Raw genomic sequence first — 18411 nt, 5'->3', positions numbered from 1 at the left:
GTAGATAATTAACCAGTGTGTAAAAAAAATGTTTAATCAATATGATAACATCAGGATAATATTTACATAACATACTTACCAGTTTGCAAAAATATATTTGCAAAGGATAATCACACACACGCAGAGAAACATTTATTTACACTTACACACAAAAACTCTAAAAGGGATTAAAATGAAATGGAAAAATTTTAAGATTGCCCAAAAACTAACCTTTATCTTTTCTTCGTTTCTTGCCATGTTTGTATTGTTTGGAACATTAGCCATAATTCGGATGAACGAAATCGAAAAATCGGCAAGTTCTGTATCTGTTGAACAACTACCTACAGTAAAAATGGTTGCCGAGCTGGAACGCAATTGGCAGCAGGCTATATTTTATTTAAGGAGCTATGGTTATAGTAAAAATCAACAGTTCTTATATGATGGATTAACACACCTTCAGTTTACAAAAAACATTCTTGAGGAAATTAAGTTGCAATTAAAAGATGATCCTTCTATGAATGGGCAACTTAGCATTCTATCCTCTGAATTGGATTCATTTTCAGGCATTGTAGCAAAAGCTCAAAAAGCCGAACCTGTCAACGAAAGTAATTTGCTGATTTCGGATCAAATGGACAATGGTATTTTATTAATACAACTACTCTCAGAGGCTTTGTTTAGAAAAGCTGAGATAGCAGTAAATAACAATATTGTACTGGCTTATAATTCTACTTTAATTTTATTCTGTGGGGTTTTAATACTTTTGGTTGTTAGTATTGTTACATCAAGGTTTTTAACAAAATCATTCACCTCCCCTATTCACAATTTAGTGAAATTTGCAGACCAACAGGCCAAAGGAGAGTTAAATCATGAATTTGAAATGCTTCAAAAAGATGAAATTGGTCAGTTGGCACATAGTATTTTAACCAGTAACAGGATAATTAAGGAAATGGTTGTAAAGTTGGCTCACGCAGCTAAAAGCATCCGTAACTCGAGTGACAGGTTTAATACAAAAGCAGTTAGTTTAAATACACATTCTGCGTCACAGGCATCGTCTTCCGAAGAACTATCTGCTGCTATGGAGGAAATGGCTTCTTTAATTACTCAAAATGCTAATGATGCTCAACAAATTGCAACAATAAATAAAGAATCATCTCATACAATAGAACAAGAGATGATTCAAACTAAACATGCCATGAAAATAATGGATGAGCTAATTGCTAAATCTGTAAATATTAAAGAAATAGCCTTGCAAACCAATATACTTGCACTAAATGCAAGTATTGAAGCAGCTAAAGCAGGTTCACATGGACGAGGTTTTGGTGTTGTGGCAAAAGGAATCAGGGAATTAGCTGAAAAAGCCCAGGAAATATCAAGCGATATGAACTCTATATCTGCCGAAGGTAAAGAATATTCCTCGCTTGCAGGGGCTAGTTTGATGCGCATTCAAAAGGAAAGTGAGCAAACAACCGAATATATTTATAAGATAACAGATTCAGCTATTGAACAGCAAAGTGAAGCTACACAAATTTCAAATGCTGTGTCTGAATTCAATGGGCATACTCAACGTATTGCCATGATGTCTGAAGATATGTCGGCAGAATCAGAGTTACTTAGGAAAGAATCACAAGTATTACAAAAAATGCTTGAGTTCTTTTCTGTTGATGGAACTGTAATAATTGAGGATAGTGCCAAAAAGAAAAAAAAGAAACAGAAACATAAAAAAAAAGCAAACGTGAATTCTCAGAACAGTCAAAAGAAAGACAGTCTTAAAGACATTAACAAAAAACTTTCAGACATGAAATTACCAAGCATTGTACCCTCCTCCAAATCTGGTTATAAATCCCCAGAAAAGAAAACAAGCAAAGAAGAGTATATTTCTTTTTAGGATGATGAAAAAAGAAAAGTATAAAGCAAGATTTTAAAAAAGGTCTTGCTTTTTTTTCAACATAGGATTAACTATGGAACGCTTTGTTTATTTTTGTGACAAATTTTGAATCTATGATAAATTTAGAAGATACTATCGTTGCTATTTCAACTGCACAGGGAGCTGGAGCTATTGCTGTTATCAGATTAACTGGTCCGGATAGCATTGTTATTTGCGACAATGTTTTTAAATCAGTTAAATCCGGAAAAAAATTAATTGATCAATCAGCCAATACAGTACACTTTGGTTCATTAATAGACAATGAAAAAGAACTGGATGAAGTTCTGGTAAGTATCTTTAAGGCACCAAATTCATTTACCGGTGAAAATACTGTTGAAGTATCTTGTCATGGTGCACCTTATATTCAACAAAAAGTGTTGGAGTTATTTATTAAAAATGGTGCCAAATTAGCAGGACCTGGTGAATTTACGCAACGTGCCTTTCTTAATGGTAAAATGGATCTGTCGCAGGCAGAAGCTGTTGCTGATTTAATAGCATCTCAATCTGAAGCGGCACGTAAGGTTGCTCTTAAACAAATGAAGGGTGGATTTTCGACTGAATTAATTCATTTGAGGGAAAGACTGCTTAATTTTATCTCATTAATTGAATTGGAACTTGACTTTAGCGAGGAAGATGTTGAGTTTGCAGATCGTTCACAATTAGTAGAATTGGTAAATGAAATAGAACAATTACTTTCTAAGTTAATTAACTCTTTCTCTTTAGGTAATGCTATTAAAAATGGTATCCCTGTAGCAATTGTAGGTCATACAAATGCAGGGAAGTCTACACTGCTTAATACTATTTTACAGGAAGACAGAGCTATTGTTTCTGACATTCATGGCACAACCCGTGATGTTATTGAAGATACTTTAAATATTCAAGGAATCACTTTCCGATTTATTGATACTGCAGGAATCAGAAAAACTGAAGACGCCATTGAAACAATAGGTATTGACCGTACTTTTAGTAAAATAGAATCAGCCTCTATTGTAATTCTTATGCTTGATATCAATGATCCGATTGAGAAAATTCATGAAGCTATTTCTGCTGTTAAAAACAAAATGAAAGAGGATCAGCAGTTAATTGTTGCCATTAATAAAATAGACCTGTTAAATGATGATGAAATAGATACCCGATTTGATCAAAATAAATTTAAAGAGCTTTCTGGATCCGATGCAATTGTCACCTTATCAGCTAAAAAACAAGTAGGAATTGAACAATTACAACATGAATTAATAAAAACCATCAACATACAAGCTGTGGATAATGATGAAGTTATTGTAACTAATGCCAGGCATTATGAAGCTTTAAAACAATCCCATGAGTCAATTATTAGAGTTGTAACAGGATTGCAAGATGGTATTTCAGGCGATTTTCTAGCGCAAGATATCAGGGAAGTGTTGATTTATTTAGGACACATTACAGGCGGTGAAATCCAAACTGATGAAGTTTTAGGCAATATCTTTAAGAACTTTTGTATCGGAAAGTAACGATTGAGTTTTTCATTTTTCACATAGGTCAAACAAAGTAAACTAAAGTCACAACAAAGTCAAATAACTACTGATTTACAACCTCTTAACACACGACACAATAAAATACAGTCGTATATTAATGGCTAAGACATTTTACTTCAATTGTATTTTATTTTACATTTATTTACTTTATTTTTACAATTCCTCACCAAAAGTTGTAAAAAGATGAAAATAAATTTAAGATCGCGTAAACTAAAAGATGGTCGAAGGAGTTTGTTCCTGGAATACTATAAAGGGTATACAAAAGATTCAAATGGTAAGATAAAACATGATCGAGAATTTGAGAATCTTGAATTGTATCTATACGATAAACCCAAAACTCCCAAACAAAAGCAAGACAACAAAACAAATCAGGATTTAGCTGAAAAAATCAGGACTAAAAAACAAGCAGAATACGACTCTGGTAAATATGGTTTCCAGAATCATATCATAGTTAATGCAAATTTCGTAGAGTATTTCAGAAAACTTACAGATGAGCGATTCGATAGCCAAGGAAATTATGGCAATTGGGATAGTGCATATAAACACTTTACCGACTTTTTTGGTGAAAAATTAACTTTTACAGACTTTACCGTAGAAAAAGTTAAAGAATTTAAGGACTATCTTGATAAGAGTGCGACAACACCACAAGGAAAAAAGTTATCTCCTAATACAAAACTAACATATTTTGCAAAAGTAAAAGCTGCATTAAACCAAGCTTTTGATGACAGAATAATTTTCGAAAATCCAGGAAAAAGAGTAAAGGGTTTTCCAAAAGCAGAAGTCGAACGCCCCTACCTCACTCATAGCGAAGTTCAAAAACTAGCAAAAGCTGAATGTAGAATCCCAAGCATTAAAACTGCTTTTTTATTTGCTTGCCTAACTGGATTAAGATATTCAGACATAGAAAAACTTACATGGAAAGAAGTTCGTGAAAACGAGGATGAATTACGCATCGTATTTACTCAAAAGAAAACAGATGGACTTGAGTATTTATACATCAATCAAAATGCAAGAGATTTACTTGGTGAAAGAGGTACTCCGGATGAATTAGTTATTCCTGATCTAAAATATACAGCTCAGACTACCAACATTTTAATGAAATGGGCATATAACGCTGGGATATATAAAGAATTTACTTTTCATTCAAGTCGTCACACCAATGCCGTATTGATGCTAACTAACGGTGCCGACATATATATAGTATCTAAACGCCTAGGCCACAAAGAGTTACGCACTACAGAGATTTATGCCCGAATTGTTGATGCAAAACAAAAGGAGGCGGCCAATATTATTCCAATCATAAACCTATAACAATATGAGTTTAAATACTATTACTATCACAATATTTATAATTTCTATCATTTATAATTTTTACAAAATTTCAACAATTTACTTCGGAAAATTATGGAATAAAATATTGAATGAAAAGGTTTTATTTAACACTAAAGTTGAGCTACCTAGAATTACTCTTCTTTCCCTAATATCACTTCTATTATATATTTCTTATAAGGATATAAATCAACCTTTAGATAACGAGAGCACAATTATCCAATTATCCCAAATATCTCAATCAATTGTTTTTATTATTATTTGTATAATTTCAATTGTAATATGGTCTCCAAGGGTTGACTTGATTTTAAATAAAAATGTGAATAAAAATATTGATTTGAATATAAAATATCTCAAACTTAAAAACGAACAAGCAAAGAAAGATTTTCTAAACCTTTTAAGATACTTTATTCAAGATCTTAAATTATTTAAAAATTATTCGATTACTCAATTAAAAGGTTTAATCGATCCTGAATCAAAAACTATATTTGATATTCCATCTGAAAAAATTACAATTAAAACTAGAGGTATAAACTATAAAATAGAAAGCAAAGATTTATTTTATATATTTTACACAATAGGTCAGAGAAATTGTTTTGTAAATAGAAACACAAACGAAGTACTTCATACGCGATTTACGTTTGATGGTGATAGCATAAAAAATATGAAAAAGGCAAAAAGTAGAACCTTTAAATACATAGAACATAATTTGCTCTTAAAAATAAAAAATGACCTTAAATTCTATGAATTTGACCTAGATCTTTCTAAACTACCATATGTTAATAAGCAAAAATAACATGTCACCTTTTAATAATTGTGACATACTATTTAATTTCACTAGATCCAAAACACACTAATAATAAATACCTTAACTAAATATTTTTTCACAATTTATTTGTGACCTTATTCTTTCTTTTGACTTCTATACTTTCGTTTCAGATCTAAATTAAAAAATACTGGCCAGTATTAAAGTTTAATTTTAAATTTAGAATAAAATGAATCATTACGAATGTATAAATGATCGATTGACGAAAATCGAAAAGCTACTATTGAGTCAGAAAAAGTCTCTTACATTTAACGAAGTTGTTGAGTACACCGGCTTTAAACCATCGTATTTATATAAACTAACTAGTTCATACTCAATACCATACAGCAAACCAGGCGGTGGCAAACTATTCTTTGATAAGGACGAAATTGACCGTTGGCTTCTGGAAACCAACAGGATACTAACAGAAAGCGACTTGGATCAAGAAGCAAGCAACTTCTTATTGCGTAACAGAAAATAAGGTGCATAAAAAAAAGGCGCCTTGCAGGACGCCAATTCATTAACTCTTTTTCTTGAAATAATATGAACAAAAGTACAAAATCAGTGGATTTATTCCAACTGACAAAATCCGTTATGCGAATATCTGGTCAAAATCCTAAAATAAAACATCAACACATGGCTTTGATTTGGTATATAATTGAATTATCGAATAGCAAAATGTGGCAATCTAGTTTCACGTTATATACAGAATCAGCCATGTCTGTTGCAGGTTTCTCAAATTCTAAAACATATAACAAAACACTTTTAGAAATTGAAGAACTCGGTTTTATTATAATATTGGAGAAGTGCATTAACCAATATACAAAAAATGTTATTGAAATATGCTGGGGCAAATTCGACGAGGCACTTTCGAAGCAAGAGCTTGACACATCCAAAGCAAACAACAAGCATAATCTTTCCAAAGACTCAGCAGTGCCCTGTATTAAAAACAATAAAGACATTATAAAACACATAAAAGAAAATAAACTTTTTAAACATTTAGAAAATGATTTTTTTTTAAATCAATTATTAGAACAATCTCATTTTAACGAATTAAGAGACTTATATCCTGTTAATAGCCAAGAATTTAATTTTATAAATCAACTAATCGACAAAAACAATGAGTAGCACTAACCAAATTAACATATCCTCAATTAGTGATTTTAGCCCAAATAATTCAATCAAACACCTTTGGCGATACAAACATCCAATTGATGCCTCCAATTCAAAAAATCCAACTCTAAATGAAATCACTATCCATTTTTCATATGAGATTGCAATTGCATTAATTGGAAGCTGGCTAAATTTGGCTAATCAAATGGTTAATATTAAACGATGCTTGTCCAAAGATGCTATTAACTATATTTCATTAATAATCTTAAAGGATCATGGAAATCTTAAGATTGATGAATTTGCACTTATTATTATTTCAATATCAAAAGCTGAAAATGGTAGTTTCTATCAATCTCTTTCTAGTGAATATGTTTTTGACGCAATAAGAAAACATGAAACTAGAAAATCTGCCTTATTGGAATCTAAAAAAGAAATAACAACATTAAATGACAGGTTATTCTTCATAGCAAGAAATATTGACAAACTACCAAGCGTCATAGCATTACAAAAGAAATTAGGAAGAAAATAACACTAAGTTTTAACTAAAATAAGGGGTGTAGCAATAGATGTTACATTAAAATTAATAATGTAACATCTATTATGCCCTGAAAACACTGTTTTCAGAAACTGAATGTAACGCTGTTACATTCCCTCTTGCTACACCCTTATACATAACGCTTCATATATTATGAAAATTATAAGAGTATCCCCGGAAATACATGATGCATTTAAAAAACTATGTTCAAGAGAAAAAAAGGGCATTACAGAAGGAGCTGAATTACTGATTAATTCAGCCTTAAAAAAAGGAACATTAAAAGAGGTCAAACAAAATGTATTTAACCAAATACAGAGTCTTGATTCAACTTTTAGAGGATGGATGAAGCAACAAGAAAAAACACATCTACGAGGGATTTCTGAAGATCTATTAATCCTTTCTAAAAGACTAAAAGATGTTTCAACTAGGACCGAAAATGAGCAATTATTTAAAGATAGTATTGCAACTATAGAAAATACTACCAATAAATCTTTACAACACTATGAATCTTTATTACACGAAAAGATAGAAAGTAGAATTGAGCTGTTCAATCATTTAAAAAAGATTTCAAAAGTATTAGTTGTCTTAATAGGTTTATTTTTTGCCATCAATTTATCTTTTCAATGGTTAGAAGATGCCAACAGAGAGAATTCTAAAAACTACAAAGCTTTAAGAGAACACTGCACTAAAATTGAAAAAGTCCATAAGGGAATAAAGATATTAGCCCCTTTTGACAAAAAACTCGAACAGGCTCGAAAATCAAATGATACTAAACAGAAAGAAAATGTACATAAAGATAATTAATCCTTCCATTCATGGAAAAACGACTTATTCAAATACGGGTTCCTGTAAATCTCTGGCTGACTACCTAAGTAAAGAAAATGAAAAGCACCCATTAGACAAACGAGAAATGTTTTTCAATCATATAGATGATGAATTAAGCTCCAATGCAGTTATAAGCATGATTGATAATAACACTAAACGGAATGCTAAAAACAGAACCAAGTTTCATTCATTAGTTATTGCTCCGGACGAACATGAATTAAAACACATAAACCATAGTCCACTAAAATTTAAGCAATATGCTTGTGAGGTAATGCAACAATACGCCGCAAGTTTTAACTTAAAAGATGGCAAAAAGTTAGGGATTGACAATCTGGTTTGGGCTGGCAAGTTAGAATATGAAAGAAATGGAGAATATAACAATGGGAACAACATGCATGTGCATATAATTGTTTCTGCTCGTGATAAAGAACAAAAAATAGCCCTCTCCCCTAATACAAATGATAAATCCAGATTTAAAAGAGTTGATTTCTACCTTGAAAGTGAAAAAGCATTTGACAAAATATTTAATTATCACAGAGTAGAAAGTAAGCTTAAAACAGATCAAGTCTGGAAATACGCATCTTTGGAAGAAAAGGAAGCCTATTTTGATGATCTAGATAACATGCGTTCTCAATCTGTTGACAAGAGTATATCACATCAGGTTGAACAACTAACTTCAAACTTATCGTTGAGTACAAGCTCATCAAATGCTTCAGCATATAAGGAGGAAGATAAATTCAAGAAAAAGAAGAAAGTAAAAAAACTAAAACCAAAAATTTAATTAAATGATTATATCTATAAGCTCCCTCAAGGGAGGAACCGGCAAAAGTACCCTCTCAACAAATTTAGCCGTGTGTTTTTCACACATGGGGTATAAAACAATTATTATAGATACCGACACCAATGGTTCATCCATAAGGTGGTCCGGATTACGAGCTGACGATTTACCAGAAGTATTATCAGTATCCATTACTGACCCAAAGGCATTACGAAAGAATATTAATTCTTTTCAAAAGGATTATGATATCGTTATTATAGATGGAACTCCTGCCCTTTCAGAATTAGCCAGTACTATAATTTTAATATCTGATCTATTATTAATACCTATAAAACCCGGAGTACTCGATCTTTGGGCTACTGAAATGTTTATTGAAAAATATGAGCAAGCATTATTAATTAAGCAGGATATAAATGGTTATTTTATTCTAAACCAAGTGAATCCTCGCGCAAAATTAACTAATGAGGTTAATGAAGTGCTAAAAGATTTTAGCATATCCACTTTAGAGTCTAAGCTCAATAATAGAGTTGCCTATTCAGAGTCTGTTGTTTGCGGTCTTGGTGTTTATGAATACAAGGATCCTAAGGCAAAGGAAGAAATTACTTTACTAGCTAATGAAGTCCTAACATTAATTTCTAACGAAAACATATAAACATAAAAGCATAATAACATTTTAGCATAAATATGTCTGGACATATTTATGCTAAAACATCAAAACATAATTATGAAAAAGCAAAGTCTAAATATACGCAGTACATTAAAACCTAAAGTCGAGCTTACAAAGCAGCCTAAACAAATCAGAAAGATTGAAGACGATATTTCTGAAATACATCATTCAAGAAAAAAAGAAATGGAAGATTATTTTAGAACAACAATCTATTTACCCAAAACATTACATACAGAACTAAAAGTATATGTAGCTCAAAACAAAGGACTTTCTATAAAGGAATTTATCACAGAAGCAGTTAGAGAAAAATTAGGAAAGTATATCTATTAAATGATTGTCTTGCATTTGCTTATTCATTTAAAAGTTAAGTATGGGATACATATTGAAGTTCAACATTTAGCATGTGCAAGTCCTTTAATACATTCTGAGGATCAAAATCTATTTTGAGTTGAGATAATATAAATATTATCAAATTTTCGTTTTCAGCAAATTCCTTTAAGGTTTTCCAGATGTTTTTGTCTTTGTAATCTCGGATTAACTGCACATAATCAATTATTACAAAACTTTGTTTTGACTGATTATTAATTCTTTGCACATCAATTAATATATAATTAATGCTTAGTTTGTTAAAATCACTAAATGGTTCAGAACAAGAAGAAAGGATTACGCCTACAAGAATAGTTATTGGTACGACCTTTTTTTTTATTTGACACATTTTAAATTTACCTACTCTTTAGGATTTTCGGTTCACTCCGTTATGTTCCGAACAAAACTAAAGAGTTGGTTTGTCAAAGAATGTCGCTATTTTCTTATCTTTTTCTAAAAGATTATCTTCTTTTGTTATTTCTTAACTGGTTTTCAGAAAGTGTCAAATCAATATTACCAAGAAAATTGCTTTATTACAGAATCATCAATTGCATTGTATAAGTCGCTAAAATGAGTTTGTCTTCCTCCTGCTATTTGAAAATAGCTAGGATGCCTAAAGTTTAGTATCAATCGATTATTATGCTTATAGCATATATCATTTAATTTCGTTAATTGATCTCCATACATTATGAGATATACCTTAAGCGTTACTGAATTACAAAAAACAATATCTGGATTAATCAACTCTATCTGACTTACTAATAATTGTTTATCTCTATTTGCATATTCAAGAATTTCACTATCGCTAGTTTTAGTTTTATTATCGCATTGCTTTTTCACATTTACATATGCAATATCATTTAAAACGTAGTCTTTCTGTGCTTCTGGAAGTTCACGTGTTGGAATAAAAACTATATCCTTATTAATATATTTGTTTGAAACTACATACTTCCAATAGCAAATATTCCACCAAAAATGACTTCCATTACCATTTCTAATATCAATGTCATTATCTGCAATATTTACAAAATCATCAGCAGTCTCTTTCAAAAGAAACATAATTTTAGGTTTTGTAGTATTCCATACTTCATAATTGAGAATCCCATCTCGGACAAAATACTCATATTTTGCATGTTCCTCCCACTGTTGATATAACTCTTCCTGTTGAGTTTTTATATCTTCCATGTTCATAAAATAACTATTTAGGTTTAATAATTTCAAACATATGTTTATTAGTATAAATACCAGTCTGAGCCTTTATATTATATTTTAAATTAAAAGCATCTCGAATTTCATTTTGCGTTGGTCCACCTGTTGTGTTTTGTTTTGTTTTATTACTTCAACTTCCATTCCTTGTGCGATTGGTCCATTACTTTTTAATGCTTTAATTTTCCAACAAAAACTTGGCATAATCATAAAATTTTAAATTTACCTACTCTAAAAAGTTTTCGGTAACCCTTATTTCAAAAATAAATATGGGGTGAGTCATACTGTGTCGCTATATTAATTTTTGACAGTTAAATATAGAAAATTTATAATTATTTGCATTTTAATATTTTGTAAAATAAAATTGATAACTATTCTATAAAGATGATATCTGAGGCATTATATTACACTTAGGTTTATAATCCACCTAATTACACATGCATCTTCTAGGTGAATCCCACTATACATCTATTTATCAGCGTTGTTATATTACATACGATATCATAACCCACCTAATCACACATGGTTCTTATTAGTAAATAACACTAGAACTCTATTTATATATGATGCTATATGGCACTTTTACTGTATATTTTTTCATAAGCAATAAAGCTATAAAAAATCGGGAGGCCGTTGCCTCCCTTGAAAACCAAAAAGTATTGGAATGCATGTATGCATCCCAATTGTAAATTGTTAGATTTTATATTATTTAAATGTGAGATTATCTCCTTGTTTGGTAATATTAGGATCTTTCATTAATTCCATTTCAGAAGGAATTTCTCTATATCCAATATCTCCAATTTTCAATACATCATTAAAAAGATATTTTGATAATTCTGATTGAGGAAATTGTGCTGGCCTATTAAAGCATTGAACTTTTTGATTTCGTCTTTTTTTGGATTCTCCAAAGTTCAGACATGCATAAATAATGGAATTAGCAGTATGATTTTTGTCTCTCATACCTTTTAGGTATTCATCGTATTTGAAATTTAATGCTTGCCATATCAGGTTCACCATTTGTCCAACAGAATATAGTTTGAGCAGATCAGTCATAATTGGTGCAATTGCTTCTTTCTGGTTCGTAACAAGGCCTTTAGAGTCCAGACTACCATAAAAAATCTCAATCACCTCATTTAATGCAACTTTTCCCCATAGTTCCATTTGCTCTTCCAATGAAAGATCTAGTCTTCTAAATGGCATAAAATATTTTCTGGCTATATCTTCTTCAATTTCAATATAAATTGCATAAGGAGAATGGTTTCCTGCTCCTAGTTCTGTCATTAAATGTTTAAGGTAAAATATATTTGGTGCTGGATCTCCATCTCCTACTATTCCAGCACCAATTACAGAAAAGTCTTTTGAAATACCTGTATGAATTAAACTCCCTAAAAATAATTTGACATCAAGATCAAGCGTTTCATATTTTTCTCTGGAGATTTTAATTGTTTTGACGTTACCCTTTTTGTAAGAATACGCTGCTCCATCCCAAAAGCCGTCATCTGGAAATAACTTTTCATAAGGATCAACCTCTGAAAACATTGTTTTATGACAAGATAGACAAATTGGATTCGATAGATTTCCTCTTTTTATATGAAGCTTATGAGAGGTTTCTCCACATGTTATGCATATATTATCTGTATGCACAATAGGAGGCAATAATTTTAGGAATTGAGTATAAGTAACCTTTTCAAGATTGTACTTTTCCATAATCTTGGGAAGAGTACAATCTTTTTTATGAAAGTGGCAAATTACCTCCTTGAGTTCATCATAAGATAACTTACTAAAATACGGATCTATTTTTGATTCATCGAAATGGTAACTGGTCATAGGCTCGTTCCTTAATTGGTTCACGAACCCCTTAAAAATGAAGGTGGGCGTGAACCTTTGCTATATATAGCCGCAGATAGGTATCGCCAAACACCTGAGAGAACCATATAAGCGAAAGGAACACACCCATGTCAGGGTGCATTCACTTCCTGGCTTCTCTCTCGATTTATTTTGGCGATTTTATCTACGGAGAAGCGTCAGTGACGCAACAATTATTTTAATATTTCAGCTTCAAAAATAGTAAATCATTGTTGACTATTGAACTTTTTATTTATTTTGTTTGAATTCAAATTCTTTTTTCCCTTATGGTTATTCAATATTGTTCCGATCTACATCTGGAGTTTATCCAGAATAGTTTATATCTTCATAAAAATCCAATTAATCCAGTTGGAGATATACTAGTTCTGGCTGGAGATATAACTTATTGGGGAAAGAAGCATTTTAAACACTCTTTCTTTGATTATATTTCAAAACGTTTTAAAGCTGTATATTATGTTCCGGGAAATCATGAGTTCTATACCGGTAAAGATTTAAGAATTATTGATAAACCTGTATTTGAATCCATAAGGGAAAATATATGGATGGTTAACAACACATCTATTGCTATTGAAGGAGTGGAATTCTTTTTTAGCACTTTATGGTCAAATATACCTATAGAAAAATCTCTATATATTGAAAATAACGTAAGTGATTTTTATAAAATCACTTATCATGGAAAAGATCTGAATACAGACATTTTTAATGAATTACATGAAAGAAGTATTGCATTTCTTCAGCAATCAATTGTCAAATCTAAAGCCTCTAAAAAAGTAATTGTTACTCATCATGTTCCAAGTCAGCTGTGTAATCCAGAGAAGTACAAAACATCAATTATCAGTCCTGCTTTTGTAACAGAATTACATCCATTGATTTATGACATAGATGTTGATTACTGGATCTATGGCCATCATCATGATAATATGCCTGAAAAGGAAATTAATGGTACAAAATTAGTTACAAATCAACTAGGATATGTACATTTAAATGAACATCATGAATTTAAAACCTCTGCCTTTTTTGAAATATAATTTAAATTATACTTGATGCTTACTAACAAAGACCGTCATTACGCAGAAAAAAGAAAGAAATTATGGGATTCCTTTGGTTGGGGATACAGGGGGACAAACTATCTGAGCAAAAATCATTCACTAAATTGTGGGTGTAAATGGTGCAGAATGAAAACACTTCATAACAGATCTGAAAATAAAAAAAATAGATTGAAGGCCAGACTTTCATTAGCAAATAAAGAAGTACATTCTGATATTGAAGATGTAAATATGGAATACAAAAAAGCCAGATATTATTAAAAAAAAAGGCACCATAACTGATGCCTTTTAAATCATTTCCATCTTGTTTTGCGGTATCTTTTCCAATTCTTATTTCGTTGTTTTGAAATAGTTGAGTTGGGTGTTTCTCTGCCATGAGGAAAACAATACTGACAACCACCCATTTCAATATAGTTCTGAATTCTTGAAATTCTTACATTATTGAACTTTTTTGGGATATCAACTACTCCAGGATAATAACATCCAAACGCTTTTTTAAGACGAAATTCTTTTTTCGTTTTTACTTTTAATCTAAGAGGAAAATCTTCTTCAAAATGTTTCATTTTTAGTTAAGTAATGATGAATACTTAACCAAGAACTTGTTTGTATTTGTGATATAGATTCATGATACAATTAATTTTAAATCAATACCAATATACCATATCCATTTGAAATTTAATAAAGCCATTCCATTATTTATTATTTGATTCAGTGTACTAATTGATTCACTTCTCCTTAATTAAGATCCTTAATACACAATCCATATTGTCCCAAATAATTATTAAAGAGTATGTTTTTATATTGTTGATAACTTTATTCTACACTTTGCTATTACATTTCTATTCTTTTGTACTTTTAGTCAAATTCTGACAAGTCTTAAAATAATTAGCATGTTTGTAGGAAAACGTATCAAAGAACTCCGTGAGGAAAAAGGAATGGTTCAACGACAATTAGCTGCTGCTTTAGAGATTGACTCTCCCATGTACAGCAAGATTGAACGTGGCGAAAGAAGAGCAAAACGTGAACAGGTAATTGAGTTAGCCAGAATATTCGAGATTGACGTGGATGAGTTGTTGACCTTATGGTTGGCGGGTCAGATTTACGAAATAATTAAAGACGAGAAAGTAGCGAAAGCAACTTTAAGTTTTGTTGAAATGAAGTTATAAGCATCTATGAGTACTAAGTTTTTTACAAATAAAGAGGACAACACTCTTCTTAATAAATTCAAAGGTATTTTTGAACATACAGAAGTGAATGCTTTTGACGCCTTGGTCGGTTATTTTCGTTCCTCGGGATATTTCAGAATTAGAGAATTTTTAAAAGATGTTGAAAAGATACGCATACTAGTTGGTATTGATGTTGACCATTTGATTAGTGAAGCTGCTAGAAAAGGTTTGGAGTTTAATTTTAATACTGAAGTTACTAGAGAAGAGTTTTTAAGGGATTTAAGAAATGATATAGAACAATGTGATTATACCAAAGATGTTGAAGATGGTATAGTTCAATTCATTGATGATATCACTTCTGGTAAAATAGAAATTAAAGCACATCCTGATAAAAACATTCATGCAAAAATCTATATTTTCAGACCAAAACAATGGAATGAGCATAATCCTGGGAGGGTAATTACGGGGTCATCTAACCTTTCAGTTTCGGGTATCGAAAAGAACTTTGAATTCAATGTCTTACTACCTTACTATGATGATGTGGTATTTGCTAGTACTACCTTTGATGATCTTTGGAAGGAAGCTATTGATATTCTGCCACAATCCCTTGAAGAGCTAAAAAAGACAACACATATCAGTGATGAATTTTCACCATTTGAAATATATATTAAACTTTTAATCGAATACTTTGGTAAAGCAATTGAATACGACCCGGAATCAATTACAGACCTTCCCAAAGGATATAAGAAACTTGCTTATCAAATTGATGCAGTAAACGATGGTTATTCTAAACTACTAAAACACTCCGGATTTGTATTGGCTGATGTGGTAGGTTTGGGTAAAACTATCATTGCCACAATCATTGCTAAGAAATTCTACTTTGCTAATGGATATAGAACAAAAACGTTGATAATCTATCCTCCAGCAGTTGAAAAAAGCTGGAGAAGAACAATTAGGGATTTTGAAGTACCCAATATCGATTTTATTACTAATGGTTCTCTTCATAAAATCAAACACCCTGAAGATTATGACTTAATAATAGTGGATGAAGCTCACAAATTTCGTTCTGATGAGTCGGAGATGTTTCACCAGTTACAGAAAATATGTAAAACCAAACGTAAAAGGCAAGGAAATGATTTATCTGATAAGAAAAAAGTTATTCTTGTCACAGCTACTCCATTAAACAATAAACCGGAAGATATTCGAAACCAACTCTATTTGTTTCAAGATTCTAAACAATCAACCTTAGAGGTTGGAAACTTACAGCATTTTTTCCGGCCTTTAATTGATAAATACAATAAACTAAAAAAAGAAAGAGACCAAATTAAAATTGCTCAGGGGGTAAAAGAAATCTACGAAGAGATACGAACAAAAGTATTGGAACCTGTTATTGTTAGAAGAACTCGAACCGATATCAGAAATACTCCTAGTTATTTGAATGATATCAAAGAACAAGGAGTTTCATTTCCTGAAATTATACCACCCAAACAAATACTTTATCAGTTAAATGATGAAGTTAGCCAATTATATGATGAGACTTTAAAATTGGTAAAGGATACTAAAAAGGGATTAGGCTATTATCGTTATCAAGCCATAAAATTTATGAGCGATGAAGCCAAAAAGCAATATAAAAAAGCAACAAATGTGAATGCAAGCCAGGCAGATCGTATCTCTGAGCAATTGGCAGTTATTATGAAAATCCTTTTAGTTAAGCGTATTGATAGTTCGTTCCATGCTTTTAGAATGAGTTTAGGTCGATATTATGATGCAAATCGGGCAATGCTAAAAATGATTGAAAATGGAAAAATTTACATCGCTCCAAAACTTGGTGTTAGTGAATTTATATTGAATGATAATGAAGCAGAATTAGATGAACTACTACTGAATTCAGATGACCCGGCAAAAATTCAAGCTTTTGATGTTGAAGAATTTTCCGAAGAATTTATTCAAGGCATACAAAAGGATAATGAAATATTAGAAACACTAGTTGGTAAATGGGAAGCTGTCAATAGTTATGACCCTAAATATGACACTTTAATACATAAGTTAAAAGGAGAGTTTTTTAATTCTGAAATTAACGACAATAACAAACTTGTAATATTCTCTGAATCAAAAGAAACTACAGCACACATTGTAGATAAGCTTAAAAATGATGGATTTAAAAGAATTTTAAGTGTTGATTCTTCAAATGCTAAAGAACTTACCGATATAATAGCGGAAAACTTTGATGCAAATCAACCTATAACAGAACGAAAAGATGATTACGATATAATAATTACAACTGAAGTATTGGCTGAAGGAGTAAATCTTCATCGCTCAAATGTAATTTTAAACTACGACATACCTTGGAATTCAACTCGACTAATGCAACGTATCGGGCGTGTAAATCGAGTTGGTACGCCTTCTAATTTTATTCATATCTACAACTTCTTCCCTACAGAACAAGCAGATAATGAGATAGAATTGAATAAAAAAGCATATATAAAATTGCAAGCCTTCCACTCTGCTTTAGGAGAAGATAGCCAGATATACTCTACTCAGGAAGATTATGATTCATTCGGACTATTTGAACAGCTCCCTGAAGAAGAAAAAGATGAACGTTTAGAATATCTTAATTACTTACGAAAATTCAGAGAAGAACATCCGGAAGAATACCAATATATTAAAAACAAAATTCCCCACCGAGCTCGCTGTGGCAGAAACAACAAAGCACTTAAAGGACAAACAATTGCTTACATTAAAGATCGTAAACGAGATGCCTACTATTTAATGCATGCTGATAATTCAATTGAGGAACTAACCTTTGTTGAAGCGGCAAGATTATACAAAGCTGAATATACAGAAAGAGCAATTGCCTTACCTGAATTTCATTATACTCAAATCAATACAGCTTTAAGTTCTTTTATTGAAGATTTAAGCTTATTAAGTCTGGGAACTAAAGCTAGTATTAAACAGGGACCTAATGAAAAACGTGCTATTGCAATCATTAGAGATTTATCGTTACAGGAATTTTCATCTGATGATGAAAAAGAATTATTGTTAGAAGCTAAAAAAGCTATTGAGATAGGACGTTTTCAGAAACTACCTCGTGAAATCAACAAATTTAAAAAAGAAAGTATCAGTAAAAAGCTAAAACGAGCTGATGAATACAACGAGATTTTAAAGATTATTAAAGCCTATCCACTTGAAGAATTGAAAGAAGAATCATTTGATGAAAAACCGAAAGTAAGAGTCAAAACAACGAAGAATAAGCCACAGATAATAATATCTGAATCATTTTCTTCTTAACGTT

General features: G+C 31.2%; 20 protein-coding genes. 15 read left to right on the top strand and 5 right to left on the bottom strand.

The genetic code is table 11. The features are described from left to right. Positions 1 to 172: 172 nt before the first annotated feature. From OM074_RS08925 to OM074_RS08875, 11 genes are all read left to right on the top strand, one after another. A complete protein-coding gene (locus OM074_RS08925) occupies positions 173 to 1864 on the top strand; it encodes a methyl-accepting chemotaxis protein (RefSeq protein WP_301199117.1) in 1692 nt (563 codons plus the stop codon). Between the two features lie 113 nt (positions 1865 to 1977). Beyond that, positions 1978 to 3393 (top strand): tRNA uridine-5-carboxymethylaminomethyl(34) synthesis GTPase MnmE, encoded by a 1416-nt coding sequence (mnmE, locus tag OM074_RS08920; RefSeq protein WP_301199116.1) that lies wholly within the window; start codon positions 1978 to 1980, stop codon positions 3391 to 3393. Positions 3394 to 3600: 207 nt separating this feature from the next. Beyond that, positions 3601 to 4728: a tyrosine-type recombinase/integrase gene (locus OM074_RS08915; protein ID WP_301199115.1), complete on the top strand. Its 1128-nt coding sequence runs from the start codon at positions 3601 to 3603 to the stop codon at positions 4726 to 4728. A 4-nt stretch (positions 4729 to 4732) separates the two neighbouring features. Then, positions 4733 to 5542 (top strand): hypothetical protein, encoded by an 810-nt coding sequence (locus OM074_RS08910; protein WP_301199114.1) that lies wholly within the window; start codon positions 4733 to 4735, stop codon positions 5540 to 5542. A gap of 199 nt (positions 5543 to 5741) precedes the next feature. Further along, positions 5742 to 6032 (top strand): helix-turn-helix transcriptional regulator, encoded by a 291-nt coding sequence (locus OM074_RS08905; protein WP_301199113.1) that lies wholly within the window; start codon positions 5742 to 5744, stop codon positions 6030 to 6032. 62 nt (positions 6033 to 6094) lie between these two features. Further along, on the top strand, positions 6095 to 6679 hold the full coding sequence (locus OM074_RS08900; RefSeq protein WP_301199112.1) for a hypothetical protein: 585 nt from the start codon (positions 6095 to 6097) through the stop codon (positions 6677 to 6679). Next, on the top strand, positions 6672 to 7193 hold the full coding sequence (locus OM074_RS08895) for a hypothetical protein (RefSeq protein ID WP_301199111.1): 522 nt from the start codon (positions 6672 to 6674) through the stop codon (positions 7191 to 7193). The genes OM074_RS08900 and OM074_RS08895 overlap by 8 nt, the downstream gene beginning before the upstream one ends. Positions 7194 to 7352: 159 nt before the next feature. Further along, the gene (locus tag OM074_RS08890; protein WP_301199110.1) at positions 7353 to 8003 is read left to right on the top strand and encodes a hypothetical protein; all 651 of its coding nucleotides are present in this window, start codon (positions 7353 to 7355) and stop codon (positions 8001 to 8003) included. Further along, the gene (locus tag OM074_RS08885) at positions 7984 to 8805 is read left to right on the top strand and encodes a DUF5712 family protein (protein ID WP_301199109.1); all 822 of its coding nucleotides are present in this window, start codon (positions 7984 to 7986) and stop codon (positions 8803 to 8805) included. Before OM074_RS08890 ends, OM074_RS08885 begins: the two co-directional genes overlap by 20 nt. 4 nt (positions 8806 to 8809) lie before the next feature. Next, a complete protein-coding gene (locus OM074_RS08880; protein ID WP_301199108.1) occupies positions 8810 to 9454 on the top strand; it encodes an AAA family ATPase in 645 nt (214 codons plus the stop codon). Between the two features lie 72 nt (positions 9455 to 9526). Then, the gene (locus tag OM074_RS08875; protein WP_301199107.1) at positions 9527 to 9799 is read left to right on the top strand and encodes a ribbon-helix-helix domain-containing protein; all 273 of its coding nucleotides are present in this window, start codon (positions 9527 to 9529) and stop codon (positions 9797 to 9799) included. 34 nt (positions 9800 to 9833) lie between these two features. On the opposite strand, the gene OM074_RS08870 is transcribed toward OM074_RS08875, so the two are convergent. The 4 genes from OM074_RS08870 to OM074_RS08855 form a co-directional block, all read right to left on the bottom strand. Further along, positions 9834 to 10184, bottom strand: a complete 351-nt coding sequence (locus tag OM074_RS08870; protein ID WP_301199106.1) for a DnaB-like helicase C-terminal domain-containing protein — start codon at positions 10182 to 10184, stop codon at positions 9834 to 9836. A 164-nt stretch (positions 10185 to 10348) separates the two neighbouring features. After that, complete coding sequence (locus OM074_RS08865) at positions 10349 to 11026, bottom strand: hypothetical protein (RefSeq protein WP_301199105.1); 678 nt, start codon at positions 11024 to 11026, stop codon at positions 10349 to 10351. Between the two features lie 78 nt (positions 11027 to 11104). Next, a complete protein-coding gene (locus OM074_RS08860; protein WP_301199104.1) occupies positions 11105 to 11245 on the bottom strand; it encodes a hypothetical protein in 141 nt (46 codons plus the stop codon). A gap of 501 nt (positions 11246 to 11746) precedes the next feature. After that, positions 11747 to 12868, bottom strand: coding sequence for a hypothetical protein (locus tag OM074_RS08855; protein ID WP_301199103.1), 1122 nt, complete (start codon positions 12866 to 12868; stop codon positions 11747 to 11749). 305 nt (positions 12869 to 13173) lie between these two features. On the opposite strand from OM074_RS08855, the gene OM074_RS08850 reads away from it, so the two are divergent. Both OM074_RS08850 and OM074_RS08845 read left to right on the top strand, forming a co-directional pair. Continuing rightward, positions 13174 to 13935, top strand: a complete 762-nt coding sequence (locus tag OM074_RS08850) for a metallophosphoesterase (protein WP_301199102.1) — start codon at positions 13174 to 13176, stop codon at positions 13933 to 13935. Positions 13936 to 13950: 15 nt separating this feature from the next. Then, a complete protein-coding gene (locus OM074_RS08845) occupies positions 13951 to 14214 on the top strand; it encodes a hypothetical protein (protein WP_301199101.1) in 264 nt (87 codons plus the stop codon). 32 nt (positions 14215 to 14246) lie between these two features. Here OM074_RS08845 and OM074_RS08840 read toward each other — a convergent pair whose 3' ends face one another. Continuing rightward, complete coding sequence (locus OM074_RS08840; RefSeq protein WP_301199100.1) at positions 14247 to 14516, bottom strand: hypothetical protein; 270 nt, start codon at positions 14514 to 14516, stop codon at positions 14247 to 14249. A 327-nt stretch (positions 14517 to 14843) separates the two neighbouring features. On the opposite strand from OM074_RS08840, the gene OM074_RS08835 reads away from it, so the two are divergent. Beyond that, the gene (locus OM074_RS08835) at positions 14844 to 15119 is read left to right on the top strand and encodes a helix-turn-helix domain-containing protein (RefSeq protein WP_301199099.1); all 276 of its coding nucleotides are present in this window, start codon (positions 14844 to 14846) and stop codon (positions 15117 to 15119) included. Between the two features lie 6 nt (positions 15120 to 15125). Then, complete coding sequence (locus tag OM074_RS08830) at positions 15126 to 18407, top strand: helicase-related protein (RefSeq protein ID WP_301199098.1); 3282 nt, start codon at positions 15126 to 15128, stop codon at positions 18405 to 18407. Positions 18408 to 18411 lie beyond the last annotated feature (4 nt).

It is taken from the genome of Plebeiibacterium marinum (assembly GCF_026013615.1).
In the GTDB taxonomy this organism is placed as follows: Bacteria; Bacteroidota; Bacteroidia; order Bacteroidales; family Marinilabiliaceae; genus Saccharicrinis; species Saccharicrinis marinus_A.
This window is presented reverse-complemented; position numbering and strand designations above follow the sequence as displayed.